This window comes from Roseibium salinum, from assembly GCF_026240905.1.
Lineage (GTDB): Bacteria > Pseudomonadota > Alphaproteobacteria > Rhizobiales > Stappiaceae > Roseibium > Roseibium salinum.
Genome location: NZ_JAPEVI010000003.1, coordinates 2875570 through 2888701 on the forward strand (window position 1 = coordinate 2875570; position 13132 = coordinate 2888701).

The following is a 13132-nucleotide window of genomic DNA, read 5'->3' on the forward strand; positions in this document are numbered from 1 at the left end:
ATGGTCCGTCCCAACAGCTGATATGCCGGTTCTGGCCAGCCGGTGTCGCATTCGCGCTTGATCGATGAGATGGCCTCCCATAAGGTGCGCCCACCTGACGGCGTCCTTTTCAAGGGACTGAGAGCGATTCCGGATGCGGTTGACCCAAACAGGGGACCAAGGCCGGAGCTGTCCAAGGCATTTGCAAGAGTGACGGGTGTTGCCCGGCTTTTGCGCATGTTTGCTTTCATCTCCCTTGGCGCCCGCAACACCACCTGCCGACCCGGCACCTGCCAATGGGGGAGATACATGATCCACCGCACCATCCTTGCCGGCCTTGCCGCCGCCGTCCTGCCCACATCCGCCTACGCCCATGGCGGCCATCTGGGTGAGCTTGCCGGCCATTCCCACTGGGTCGGCGTTGCAGCCCTTGCCGGCTCCGCCCTGGTTGCCGGCATCATCGCGCTGAAAGACAGGAAGCGTAACAAGGAAGACGAGGCTCCGGAGGCCCGTGCGGACGACGAAGAGACGGCCGCAGAGGCCGGCCGATGAGCGAGAAACTCGGTCTGATGATCTGCGGCCACGGCAGCCGCAACAAGGGCGCAGTCAAGCAGTTTGCACAACTGGCGGACGGCCTGAAGGCGCGCTTCCCGGACTGGCCCGTGGAATACGGCTATCTGGAATTCGCCAATCCGGTCATCCATGACGGGCTGAACAGCCTGCGGGAACAGGGCTGCACCCGTGTGCTGGCCGTGCCGGGCATGCTGTTTGCCGCCGGCCATGCCAAGAACGACATTCCGTCCGTGCTCAACACGTACCAGGCGATGCACCCGGAGATGGAAATCTCCTACGGGCGCGAGCTTGCGGTCGACACGCGCATGATGAAGGCCGCCGCCGCGCGCATTCAGGAAGCGATCGACGCCGCGGACAGCGATGTGCCCTTGCACGAGACCCTGCTGATGGTGGTCGGGCGCGGGGCGTCCGATCCCGACGCCAATTCCAACGTTTCCAAGGTCACGCGGATGCTGTGGGAAGGCTTCGGCTTCGGCTGGGCGGAAACCTGCTATTCGGGCGTCACCTTCCCGCTTGTCGGCCCGGGCCTGGAGCACGCTGCAAAGCTGGGCTACAAGCGGGTGATCGTCTTCCCGTATTTCCTCTTCACAGGCGTTCTGGTGCAGCGGATCTACTCGACCACCGACGAGATCGCCGCGCAGCATCCGGACATCGAATTCCTCAAGGCCGGTTACCTGAACGACCATCCCCAGGTCATCGACACGATGGTCGACCGCGTGCAGGAGATCCTGCAGGGCGCCAACCTGATGAACTGCCAGATGTGCAAGTACCGCGAGCAGGTGCTCGGCTTCGAGGCGGAAGTCGGCCAGGCGCAGGAAAGCCATCACCACCACGTGGAAGGCCTGGGCGCGGAAGCCGAATGCCGGCTGTGCGACGAAATCTGCACCGGCGCCTGCGAGAAACAGGTGCAGGCCGGCGGCCATCACCATCATGATCACGGGCACCACCATGATCATGGGCATCACCACCACGGTGATCATGATCATCATCACGATCACGGGCATGGTCATTCCCATGATGACGGGCACCATCACCATCCCTATCCGCATGCGGATCACCCGCACGGACCGAAGTCGCTGATCCGGGAAGGGTAAGGACCGCCCGTGAGCACCGACATGCCCCTCAGCTATTCCTACGAGAAGGACCCGGCGGCGATCTACCGCCAGTCCTTTTCCATTGTCCGCTCGGAAGCCGAGCTGTCCCGCCTGCCGGAGGCCCTGCATCCGGTCGCGGTGCGCCTGATCCATGCCTGCGGCATGACCGATCTGCCGCAGGACCTTGCCTGGTCGGACGGTGTGGTTGAGGCTGCCCGCGGGGCGTTTCAAGAAGGCGCCCCGGTCTTCTGCGACGTGGAAATGGTGGTTCACGGCATCATCCGCTCACGCCTGCCGCAGGCGTGCGACGTGGTCTGCACCCTCAATGACCCTTCCGTTCCCGCGCTTGCGCAGCGGCTCGGCACGACCCGTTCGGCCGCTGCGGTGGAGCTGTGGCGCGAGCGGCTGGAGGGCGCGATCGTCGCCATCGGCAATGCGCCGACCGCGCTCTTCCATCTCTTGGAAATGATTGCGGCGGGTGGGCCGAAACCGGCACTCGTCCTGGGATTTCCCGTCGGCTTTGTCGGTGCGGCCGAATCGAAGGACGCGCTGGCGGAAAACCCGTTCGGCGTTCCCTATCTGGCCGTAAAGGGCCGGCGCGGAGGCTCCGCCATGGCGGCGGCTGCGGTCAACGCGCTCGCCGCCGGCCTGCCGGAGGAAGCTTAGTGGCGGACGGTCCGAAGAAAAGTGGCCTGAAATCGGCCGGCGGCAACAAGCCCCTGCGCTCTCGGGGTTTCCTGTCCAGCCCCGGCGGCCAGATGCGGGCGCCCGCCGATGGCACCGGAGAGGCACCGGGAGAGGAGCTTCATCACCGCTCCCGCGGCAGCCGGCAGGTTTCCGCGACGCCCGGCGGCAAGCCGCAGGCGCTCTCCTCCAAACCGAAAATCAGACCCTATTCGCTGGACGAGAAATGACATCCTCCTGGCTCACACTGATCGGAACCGGTGAAGACGGCCGTCTGGCTCCGGGCGGCGGCGATGTCCTTGCCCGGGCGGACATCGTCTATGGCGGAACCCGGCATCTGGAGATGGCGGGCCCGCTGAAGGCGGAAAAGAGAAACTGGCCCAGCCCGTTCTCATCCGTCTTTGGGGATCTTGAAAAACTCAAGGGCAGGAAGGTGGCCGTGCTGGCCACCGGCGATCCGATGTGGTTCGGCATCGGATCCTCGCTCCTGAAGCATTTCTCGGCCGACGAGATGACGATCCTTCCGTCGCTCTCCGCTTTCCAGCTCACTGCCGCCCGGATGGGCTGGGCGCTGCAGGATGCCGAATGCCTTTCCGTTCACGGGCGCCCGGTGGATCTCCTGCGCGCCGCGCTTTACCCCGGTGCGCGCATCATCACGCTCACCAGCAATGCGGATACGCCGCGCCAGGTGGCCGACCTGCTGGCCGACGAAGGCTATGGCCGTACCCGTATCACCGTCCTGGAACACCTTGGCGGCGAAAAGGAGCGGATCGTCTCCGGCACAGCCGAGAACTGGAGCCAGGACGTCGCCCCCTTCCACACGCTGGCCCTGGAAGCTGTTGCCGATCCCGGTATCCGGTTCCGCGCGAGAACACCCGGCCTGCCGGACGAGGCTTTCCGCCACGACGGCAAGATGACCAAGCAGGACATCCGCGCGGTCACGCTGGCGGAACTGAGGCCCTGTCCGGGCGCGCTGTTATGGGATGTGGGTGCCGGCTGCGGTTCGGTTGCCATCGAATGGCTGCGCGCGGCAGACCGCACACGGGCGATCGGGCTTGAGCCGCATACCGAGCGGCGGCAGATTGCGGCGGAAAATGCCGCCGCGCTCGGCGTACCCCATCTTGAGCTGATCGACGCGGCCGCACCGGAGGGCCTTCAAGGCATGCCGCAGCCGGATGCCGTCTTCATCGGCGGCGGACTGACCGCGCCCGGCGTCATCGACACGGCGCTGCAGGCGCTCGGGCCCGGCGGGCGGCTCGTCGCCAATGCCGTTACCCTGGAAAGCGAGGCGATCCTGCTTTCCGCATACCAGACATTGGGTGGAACCTTGAAGAAACTCTCCATACACCGGGCGGATGCCATTGGCGGTCTCACCGGCTGGCGGCCGCTGATGCCGGTCACACAATGGAGCCTGACCAAAGCATGAGCGGAATTCTCTACGGCATCGGTCTCGGCCCCGGCGATCCGGAGCTGATGACCCTGAAGGCGCACCGGCTGATCTCCACCGCCCGGGTCATTGCTTACCCGGCACCCGATTCCGGCGAAAGCTTTGCCCGCTCGATCGCCGCCGGCGCGCTGCCCGGCGGCGTACGCGAAATCCCGATCATCGTGCCGATGCGCGTTGACCGGTTTCCGGCGCGCGAAATCTACGACAAGGCGGCGCACGAGATCGCGGCGGTTCTGGAAAGCGGCGAGGACGTCGTGACGCTGTGCGAGGGCGACCCGTTCTTCTACGGCTCCTTCATGTATCTGTTCGAGCGTCTGTCGGACCGCTTCCGGATCGAGGTCGTGCCCGGGGTCACCTCGCTGACGGCCTGCGCCGCACTGCTGCGCCGGCCGCTGACCTCGCGCAACGACGTCATGACCGTGATCCCCGGCCCGCTGCCCGATGACGAGATCCGCGCCAGGATCGACGCGGCACAGGCCGTCGTCATCATGAAGGTCGGCCGTCATCTCGGCCGCCTGAAGGCGCTGCTCGCCGACATGGGCCTTCTGGAGAGGGCCGGCTATGTGGAGCGCGCCAGCCTGCCCGAACAGAAGGTCCGCCGTCTCGCCGACCTTGACGCCGAAACCGCCCCCTATTTTTCCATGATCCTCATCTACAAGGGAGAAGAAGCGTGGACGCTTCCCCTATCCTATTCGTCCTGAACCAGGCCGGACTCGACACCGCCCAGGATGTTGCCCAACGGTTTTCGACCGCGCGCATCCACGGTCTTGCGGGCCGCGTACCGACGGCCGACACCCAGTTCAATGAAACGATCGAGCACCTGCAGCTGCTGTTCAAGGCCGGTCATCCGATCGTCGGTTTCTGCGCCAGCGGCATTCTGATCCGGGCCCTGGCGCCGGTGCTGACGGACAAGCGCAACGAGCCGCCGGTGATCGCCGTTTCCGAGGACGGGTCCAGCATCGTGCCCCTGCTCGGCGGCCACCGCGGCGCCAATGAACTGGCGCGGCTGCTTGCCAAGGCACTCAACGGTCACGCGGCCATCACCACCGCGGGCGACACCAAGCTGGGCGTCGCCCTCGACGTGCCGCCGAAGGGCTGGCGGCTGGCCAACCCGCAGGACGCCAAACCGGTCATGGCAGAGCTACTGTCCGGAGCGTCCGTGCGAATCGAAGGCATGGCCGACTGGCTCAAGGAAGCCAGGCTCTTCCAGGAGCCGGACGCCGCGCTCTCACTGGTGGCGACGGAACATCCAGCCGAGGGCGGCCCGACACGGCTGGTCTACCATCCGCTGAAATATGCGGTGGGCGTCGGCTGTGCCCGCGGCTGCGCCCCTCAGGAACTGATCGATCTGGTCGAGAGCAATCTCGAAGCGGCCAAGATCGCCAGGGGCGCCGTTGCCTGCGTTACCACCATCGACCTGAAGGCGGACGAGGCGGCCGTCAACGCGCTGGCGGCGTATCTGGGCGTTCCGCTGCGCGTCTACTCCGCCGAAGAGCTGCAGCGGGAGACGCCGCGGCTGAAAAACCCGTCCAACGTGGTTTTTGCCGAGGTCGGCTGCCACGGCGTCTGCGAGGGCGCGGCCCTTGCCGCGTCCGGCCCCTTCGGCACGCTGAAGATAGAAAAGCAGAAGACCGACAACGCAACATGCGCCATTGCCCGCTCGCCCAAATTCATCGATGCGCAAGCGATCGGCCGGGCCCGCGGCCATCTCTCCGTCATCGGCATCGGTCCGGGCAAGGATGACTGGCGCACCCCGGAGGCGACCAGGCTTCTGGCGGAGGCGACCGACGTCGTCGGCTACTCGCTCTATCTCGACATCGTGGCCAGCCACATCACCGGCAAGACCCATCACAATTTCCCGCTCGGCGCGGAAGAGGACCGGGTGCGCTTCGCGCTGGAAGAGGCGGGCAAGGGCAAGAACGTCGCGCTCATCTCGTCCGGCGATTCCGGCATCTACGCGATGGGCGCCCTCGTCTACGAGCTGCTGCACCGGGAAGAAGCCTATGGCGGCGTCTCGGATGCGGCCAAGCGGGTCAGCGTTACCAACGCGCCGGGCATCTCCGCGCTGCAGGCCTGCTCGGCCCGGATCGGCGCACCGCTCGGCCATGACTTCTGCACGATTTCCCTCTCCGACCTGCTGACCCCCTGGGAGGCCATCGAAAAGCGCCTGAAAGCGGCGGCGGAAGGCGACTTCGTCGTCGCTTTCTACAACCCGGTTTCCAAACGCCGCCGCACGCAGCTGGCCGAGGCAAGAGAAATTCTCCTCAAGCACCGCTCGGCCGCGACGCCCGTCATCCTGGGCATCAATCTGGGACGCCCGGAAGAAACGCTGCGGGTGACGACGCTCGGAGCGCTCAGCGTCGACGATGTCGACATGTTGACCACGGTCCTGGTCGGCTCGTCGACCACGAGAACCGTGATGCGCGGCGACGGCAAGCCCTTCGTCTATACGCCGCGCGGCTATGCCAAGCGCATCGACGCCCCTCGGAGCACCGACACGGTTCAGGACACGCCGCCAGGCAAAACCGCTCCTGAGGACAATGCTCCGCAGCAGGCCCAAGACCTGCCGGAAACCCGAAACCTGGAAGACAAAGCATGACCGTACATTTCATCGGCGCCGGACCCGGAGACCCGGATCTCATCACCGTTCGCGGCCTGAAACTCATCCAGTCCTGCCCCGTCTGCCTTTATGCCGGCTCGCTGGTGCCCGAACAGGTGGTCGCGGCGGCGCCGGAAGGCGCCCGCGTCATCGACACGGCGCCCATGACGCTGGACGAGATCATTGCCGAGATCAAGGCGGCCCATGACAAGGGGCAGGATGTCGCCCGCGTCCATTCCGGCGACCCGTCCATCTACGGCGCAACCGCCGAACAGATGCGCCGGCTCGACGGGCTCGGGATCGACTACGACGTCATCCCCGGCGTGCCCGCCTTTGCCGCGGCGGCCGCCGCCCTCAAGCGGGAGCTGACGATCCCCGAAGTCGCCCAGACGATCATTATCACCCGCACGGCGATGCAGTCGTCGGCAATGCCGAACAACGAGGATCTCGACACGCTCGGCAGAAGCGGCGCGACGCTCGCCATCCACCTGTCGATCCGGAACCTGCGCGAAGTCGAGCGCCAGCTCACGCCCCATTACGGTCCGGACTGCCCGGTGATCGTCGCCTACCGGGTCGGCTGGCCGGACGAGGCCTTCATCCACGGGACGCTCTCGACCATTGCGAAAAAGGTCCGCGCCTCCAAGATCACCCGCACCGCCCTGGTCTTTGTCGGCCATGCCCTGCGGCCGGACGAGAACTTCCGCGACAGCGCGCTCTACGACGCGGACCATGTGCACGTGCTTCGGCCGAAAAAGAAGGCGAAGGCGGTTTAGGTCCGAACATCCTCTGCGATTTGCATCTTGCCCCTCGCCTGCCCTACCCTTTCGCAAAGCGATCAACTGTTGCGCATTCGGGCGAGCCTACCTGAATGCGGGTTGATCGGGCAAAGGAGACCATGATGAGCGAAGAGAACGAGCAGCTGGAACAGGCCCTCGCCCTCGGCGGCGATCCCGATGCGATCCGCAAATTCTACGAAGACTGGTCAGAGAGCTACGACAAGGATCTCTTGCGCGACATCGGCTATGTCGGTCCGGAAGTCGCCGCGGAGGCGCTCAGCCGGCGCGTGGCCGACAGGGCCGTCATCCTCGACGCGGGTTGCGGGACAGGACTTGTGGGGCTCGAACTGGTCCAGCGCAGGTTCGAACTGATCATCGACGGGATCGACCTCACTCCGGCCATGCTGGAGCAGTCGAGGCAGAAGGGCGTCTACCGCGACCTTAGGATCGCCGACATGTCTTCCACGCTAGACGACTTCGGCGACGACAGCTATGACGGGGTGGTCTGCGCGGGTGTCTTCACCAACGGCCATGTCGGCCCGGACGGGATCGACGAGCTCGTCCGCGTTGCAAGGCCCGGCGCTCCGATCGTCCTGACCGTTCGCGACAGCGCATGGGAAGCCGATGGTTTCAAGGACAAGATCGACGAGTTGGAGGCGTCGGGCAAGACCCGGACCCTGGAGATCACCCACAGCCCGTATCACACCAAGGAGGACGTCTCCTGTCAGCTCGTGGTGCTGGAGGCGGCTTAGGTCCTACCAGCCGCATTTACCATGGCGAACTGAAGGTCAGCTCCGGCGTGAAATCACATGCGCGAAGGAACCCATCACCGAGCCGATGCGCAGACCCATGTCCGGCACCGTGTTGCCTTCCGCATCTTCCGCGGAAAACAACCGCTCCGCTGACCCTTCCGAAACAATGGAAGCGTAATGGAATTCATGGGCTGCCAGGCGCCCCTGCCACGGTAAACCCCCAAGGACCTGCACCTGCCGGTAACCCAGATGGCGCTTGCGGGTCTGGAATGAGGTTTCCAGCGGCAGAAGGGCGAGCATTTCGTGGCGCGTGCCGTCCCCGTCGATCAGTCCGGTGCCCAGGGTCATGTAGCCGCCGCACTCGCCGTAGATCAGCTTTCCGTCCTCCGCGGCCGTCGCCATTGCGGCCTTGAACCGCCCGGCGCCGGCAAGACGCCCGGCATGAAGTTCAGGATAACCGCCCGGCAGAAAGACGGCGTCTGCATCCGGGGCCGGGGCTTCGTCCGCAAGCGGTGAAAAGAACGACAGCTCCGCGCCCTGCCGGTGCCAGAAATCGAGCAGGTGCGGATAGGCAAAGGCAAAGGCGACGTCCCGGGCAATGGCGATCTTCTGCCCGAGCGGGTCTGGCAGTGCCGGGTGTTCACCGTCTGCAGGCGCCAAGCCGCCTGCCGCCCCGCTCAATCCCGCCAGATCGACGTGGTGCGCGCAAAGCGACGACGCCGTCTCCAGGAAGGTTTCCAGATCAACATGCTCCTCCGCCTGGACGAGCCCCAGATGCCGCTCCGGCAGCGTCAGGTCTGCCGAGCGTGGCAGGGCGCCCAGAACGCGGGTCCCGAGCGGTTCCAGCGCCGAGCGCAACATCTTTTCGTGACGCGCGCTGCCGACCCGGTTGAGGATAAGACCCGCCAGCTTCACATCCGGCCTGAAGGACTGGAAGCCGTGCACCAGTGCGGCGACGGACTGCGCCTGCTTGGCGCAATCGACGACCAGAACCACGGGCAGGCCCAGGGCAACCGCCAGATCGGCCGCCGATCCCCTGCCATTGGCGGCGCCGTCGAAAAGACCCATGGCGCCTTCCACGACCAGCAGATCCCGCCCCTCGGCCTGCATTGCCGCCAGAGTTTTGAGTGTCTTTTCCGGCATCGCCCAGGCATCAAGATTGATGCAGGGCATGCCACTGGCGGCTTCATGGAATTTCGGGTCGATGTAATCCGGGCCCGACTTTGCGGAGGCAACGTTGCGACCCTGGTTCCTGAACGCCCTCAGGAGCGCAAGGGTCAGGGTCGTCTTTCCGGCTCCGGAAGACGGAGCTGCGATCAGGACGCCTTTGGCCCCTGCGCGTGCCGGCTTATCCGGCATCAGCCGAACGCTTGCTTGCGCGAAGGCCAAGCGGGTCGGGCCTGAGTACCTTGCCCGAGAGCGCGCCGAGCCAGTCGAGGCCGCTGCGCAGGCGCACCACCTCACCGACGCAGACCACCGCCGGCGGCTCCAGTCCGGCAGCCTGCGCATCCGTGAAGCAGCGGCCGAGGGTCGTCTCCAGCACCTGTTGGCCGGCCAGGGATGCATTGCACACGATGCCCACAGGCTCGTCCACAGACCGTCCACCGGCAATCAGTTTGCCGGCTATGGCTTCCAGATGCTTCATCGCCATGTACATGACGATGACCGGCGAGCCCTTGGCGATGCCGTCCCAGTTGATCGCGTCCGGCGTCAGGCCTGTCTGGTCATGGCCGGTCAGGAAAGTGACCGCCTGGTTGCAGTCCCGGTGGGTTGCCGGGATGCCCGCATAGGCAAGGCCGCCGATGCCGGCCGTGATCCCGGGAATGATGCGGAACGGCACGCCCGCTTCGACAAGGCCGAGAGCCTCTTCCCCGCCCCGGCCGAAGACGAACGGGTCGCCGCCCTTGAGGCGCAGGACACGTTTGCCCTCGCGGGCATAGTCGATGAGCTTCAACGTGATGTCGCGCTGCTTCGGGCTCGGCTTGCCGCCGCGCTTGCCCGCATAGTCGGTGACCGCGCCGGGCTTCACCCAGTCCAGAATGCTCTGGTCCACAAGCGCGTCATAGACGACCACATCCGCCTGCCTGAGGCCATTGAGCGCATGCAGCGTCAGCAGGCCCGGATCCCCCGGGCCGGCGCCGGCAAGCCACACCCAGCCGGGCTCGAATTCAGGCAGATCGTCAGGCAGAGAGTTGTTGCGTTCTGTAGCGTTCATGGTTTCCTGTTTACCCGCAGAGCCGGGCAGCGCCAAGCGATTCCCGATGCGAAACAAACGGATTACGACATTTTGGCGCAAAGCCGGGAAACATCCGCTATAGAAGATTCATGTCGAAGGACGAGCCAAAAGAACTGCGGCGGGGATGGACGACGGGAGCCTGTGCAACGGCGGCCGCGAAGGCCGCCTATACCGCGCTTCTGACCGGCACGTTTCCCGATCCCGTCGAGATAACGCTGCCGAAGGGCGGCACGGCCGCCTTTGTCCTGACCGGGCACAATCTTTGCGAAACCGAAGCTTTCGCCACGATCACCAAGGATGCGGGAGACGATCCGGACGTCACCCATGGCGCGCTGATCACCTCCACAATCCGCCTGCTGGCGAAGGGGGCCGGAGTGACGTTCAGCGCCGGGGAAGGCGTGGGCACGGTCACCCGGCCCGGACTGCCGATCCCGCCGGGAGAACCAGCGATCAATCCGGTGCCGCGCCAGATGATGCGCACCGCCATTGAAGAAGTGGCCTCCTTGTATGGTGGGTCCGGAGACGTCGAGATCAAGGTCTCCATCGAAGGCGGGGCCGTACTGGCGCAAAAGACCATGAACTCCAGGCTCGGCATTGTCGGCGGGCTTTCGGTGCTGGGAACCACCGGCATCGTGCGGCCCTTCTCCTGCGCGTCCTGGATCGCCTCGATCCATCGCGGCGTCGATGTCGCCCGGGCGATCGGGCTCACCCACGTGGTGGGTGCCACGGGCGCGGCCTCGGAGGATGCGGTGCGCGCCCGCTATCAGCTGGACGAGACGGCTATGCTGGACATGGGCGATTTCGCCGGCGGGCTTCTCAAGTATCTGCGCAGCCATCCGGTCGAGAAGCTGACGCTCGCCGGAGGATTTGCCAAGTTCACCAAGCTGGCGCAGGGGGCGCTCGATCTTCATTCGGCCCGGAGCTCGGTCGACTTCGCCTTTCTTCAGGAACTCCTGCGCGAGGCCGGAGCGCCGAACGACCTGATCGAAGCCGCCGGGTCGGCCAACACGGCCAAGGAAGTGCTCGACCGTGCGCTTGCCGAGGGCATCGACCTCAGCGCTCCGCTGGCGCGGCGGACCAAGGACGCAGTCCGTCAGATGCTGCGGGACGCCCCGGTCGATGTTGAAATCCTGATCACCGACCGGCAGGGCAAGGTTCTGGGGGAATGCGGCTTTGGCGGCTGAGCGGCACCATATCCTGCTGCTTGCCGGAACCCAGGAAGCACGCCTGCTGGCAAAGGCGCTGGCCGATGCCTTCCCGGAAAGACGGCTGACCGTGTCCTTTGCCGGCGCCGTGCGCGACCTGCCCGAGCTTGATGTGCCGGTGCGCGTCGGCGGCTTCGGCGGCGTGGCGGGACTGATCGACTATGCGGGACGGGATAAGGTCTCGCTCATCATCGATGCCACCCACCCTTTCGCGGCCCGGATGAGCGGCAATGCGGTGGAGGCAGCGCGGGCGCTCGACCTGCCGCTGATCCGGCTGGAGCGCCCACAGTGGACGTCTGAGCCCGGTGACAGATGGCATCCGGTCGCTTCGACGACCGAGGCTGCCGCACGCCTGCCCGCCGGCGCCCGCGCCTTCCTGGCGATCGGCCGCAAGGACATTCAGCTGTTCTGTCGCCGGACGGATATCTTCGGCCTGGTCCGAATGATCGAGCCGCCATCGGCACCGCTTCCGGAGCACTGGAAGCTCATCCTCAAGCGCCCGCCGCTCTCGGCAGAAGAAGAAATCGCTCTCTTCCAGACCCACCGCATCAGCCATGTCGTCACCAAGAACAGCGGCGGAATGAGTTCCTACGCCAAGATCGACGCAGCACGCCGTCTCGGGCTGGATGTGATCATGGTCGAACGGCCGGTGCTTGCGGAGACGGAAACGGTGCCGGATATCCGGGCGGTGATCCGGGCGCTAGGGTCCGCACCCTAGAGGCGCTGTAACCTCATGACGCTCGGGCACGGGCAGAGGACCGATGGAACTTGAGCTTCAACAGCGCAAGAAAAAATCGCGGAATGCCAATAACATAACGCTGGTACAGCCGGCGGGGCTCCTGCAGAAGGCGGAACAACCATTCAAGCCCCATGGCCTGCATGATCCTCGGTGCGCGGACGACGGAACCGGACATGAAGTCGAAGAGCGCACCGACCCCAATGGCGACAGGAACGTCCAATTTGGCCCGGTTCTGCACGATGAAAGCCTCCTGATGCGGATTGCCCATGGCAACCAGCAGGAGATCCGGGCGCGTATGATTGATATCCGCGCAGATCCGGGAGATCTCCTGCGGCCCGAAATAGCCGTTCCGGTACCCGACCACCTCATGTACCGGGTAGGCCGTCTCGATATGCCTTTTGGTCCGAAGAACGTGTGGCTCCCTGGCGCCGAGCAGGAAGACGCGCAGTGGCCTGTCGATATCCTGGAGAATACGGGGAATGAGATCCGTCCCGTTGAGGTTCTCCGGAAATCTCTTGCCCTCCAGGAACCGACCGGCGAGATTGACACCGACGCCGTCATTCAACAGCGTCATCTGCTTCAGCATCGCTGCGTAGTCCGGATTGTCCAGCGCTGTCAGAATCGTGTGTGCGTTACAGATCGCAATGTCCAGCGGCTGCCGCCCTTCGACCGAGGAGCGGACGAGGCCGGTCACTTCCTCACTCCGAAGCCGGGCGATCATGAAGGGGCCGATATCCGCCGTATCGATCCGGCTAGACAATTTCGGTTCCATATTGTTCATATCAAATGAGCTTCCAGCTGCGTCGTCGAACCGGCATTGTTCATGCATTTCTGGAAATAAGCTCTAACAAGCTAAACATTAAAACACTTTCATTCAAAAACAGGTTTAGAACTGGTTAATCTCGCCATGAAGCGCTGTTTTTTCATTCATCGACGGGACAAGCGCCGCTTTTCTTGACAGATAGTCGGTCGGCCGCTCAATGGCGCCATTTGCGATGCGTTAATCATGTTTGTTTACTGATGAGTTCGTGCGCAACAGCGCTCGCGC

General features: G+C 64.9%; 14 protein-coding genes. 11 read left to right on the forward strand and 3 right to left on the reverse strand.

The window, feature by feature from the left end:
- Positions 1-288 precede the first annotated feature (288 nt).
- The 9 genes from ON753_RS17865 to ON753_RS17905 all read left to right on the forward strand — a co-directional run bounded on the left by ON753_RS17865 (position 289) and on the right by ON753_RS17905 (position 7904).
- On the forward strand, positions 289-531 hold the full coding sequence (locus ON753_RS17865; RefSeq protein WP_265964061.1) for a DUF6732 family protein: 243 nt from the start codon (positions 289-291) through the stop codon (positions 529-531).
- Positions 528-1646, forward strand: coding sequence for a sirohydrochlorin chelatase (locus tag ON753_RS17870; RefSeq protein WP_265964063.1), 1119 nt, complete (start codon positions 528-530; stop codon positions 1644-1646). The genes ON753_RS17865 and ON753_RS17870 overlap by 4 nt, the downstream gene beginning before the upstream one ends.
- A 21-nt stretch (positions 1647-1667) precedes the next feature.
- Positions 1668-2312 carry a precorrin-8X methylmutase gene (locus tag ON753_RS17875; RefSeq protein ID WP_265967195.1) on the forward strand — a complete coding sequence of 215 codons (645 nt, stop codon included), beginning with the start codon at positions 1668-1670 and terminating at the stop codon, positions 2310-2312.
- A complete protein-coding gene (locus ON753_RS17880; protein ID WP_265964065.1) occupies positions 2312-2560 on the forward strand; it encodes a hypothetical protein in 249 nt (82 codons plus the stop codon). Before ON753_RS17875 ends, ON753_RS17880 begins: the two co-directional genes overlap by 1 nt.
- Entirely contained in the window at positions 2557-3756 is a 1200-nt protein-coding gene (gene cbiE / locus ON753_RS17885; RefSeq protein WP_265964067.1) for a precorrin-6y C5,15-methyltransferase (decarboxylating) subunit CbiE, read from the forward strand. Before ON753_RS17880 ends, cbiE begins: the two co-directional genes overlap by 4 nt.
- Positions 3753-4478 (forward strand): precorrin-2 C(20)-methyltransferase, encoded by a 726-nt coding sequence (cobI, locus tag ON753_RS17890; RefSeq protein ID WP_265964068.1) that lies wholly within the window; start codon positions 3753-3755, stop codon positions 4476-4478. Before cbiE ends, cobI begins: the two co-directional genes overlap by 4 nt.
- A complete protein-coding gene (gene cobJ, locus ON753_RS17895; RefSeq protein ID WP_265964070.1) occupies positions 4448-6376 on the forward strand; it encodes a precorrin-3B C(17)-methyltransferase in 1929 nt (642 codons plus the stop codon). The genes cobI and cobJ overlap by 31 nt, the downstream gene beginning before the upstream one ends.
- Positions 6373-7149 carry a precorrin-4 C(11)-methyltransferase gene (cobM, locus tag ON753_RS17900; protein WP_265964072.1) on the forward strand — a complete coding sequence of 259 codons (777 nt, stop codon included), beginning with the start codon at positions 6373-6375 and terminating at the stop codon, positions 7147-7149. Before cobJ ends, cobM begins: the two co-directional genes overlap by 4 nt.
- Positions 7150-7274: 125 nt before the next feature.
- Positions 7275-7904, forward strand: a complete 630-nt coding sequence (locus ON753_RS17905) for a class I SAM-dependent DNA methyltransferase (RefSeq protein WP_265964074.1) — start codon at positions 7275-7277, stop codon at positions 7902-7904.
- 36 nt (positions 7905-7940) lie between these two features.
- Here ON753_RS17905 and ON753_RS17910 read toward each other — a convergent pair whose 3' ends face one another.
- On the reverse strand, positions 7941-9263 hold the full coding sequence (locus ON753_RS17910) for a cobyrinate a,c-diamide synthase (protein ID WP_265964075.1): 1323 nt from the start codon (positions 9261-9263) through the stop codon (positions 7941-7943).
- A complete protein-coding gene (gene cobA / locus ON753_RS17915; RefSeq protein WP_265964076.1) occupies positions 9253-10119 on the reverse strand; it encodes a uroporphyrinogen-III C-methyltransferase in 867 nt (288 codons plus the stop codon). The genes ON753_RS17910 and cobA overlap by 11 nt, the downstream gene beginning before the upstream one ends.
- 110 nt (positions 10120-10229) lie before the next feature.
- Here cobA and ON753_RS17920 point away from each other — a divergent pair, with 110 nt between their 5' ends.
- Together ON753_RS17920 and ON753_RS17925 are read left to right on the forward strand one after the other, a co-directional pair.
- The gene (locus ON753_RS17920; RefSeq protein WP_265964077.1) at positions 10230-11324 is read left to right on the forward strand and encodes a cobalt-precorrin-5B (C(1))-methyltransferase; all 1095 of its coding nucleotides are present in this window, start codon (positions 10230-10232) and stop codon (positions 11322-11324) included.
- Positions 11314-12063, forward strand: a complete 750-nt coding sequence (locus ON753_RS17925) for a cobalt-precorrin-6A reductase (protein WP_265964078.1) — start codon at positions 11314-11316, stop codon at positions 12061-12063. The genes ON753_RS17920 and ON753_RS17925 overlap by 11 nt, the downstream gene beginning before the upstream one ends.
- 13 nt (positions 12064-12076) lie before the next feature.
- Here ON753_RS17925 and ON753_RS17930 read toward each other — a convergent pair whose 3' ends face one another.
- Complete coding sequence (locus ON753_RS17930; protein ID WP_265964080.1) at positions 12077-12865, reverse strand: WecB/TagA/CpsF family glycosyltransferase; 789 nt, start codon at positions 12863-12865, stop codon at positions 12077-12079.
- Between the last annotated feature and the right edge of the window lie 267 nt (positions 12866-13132).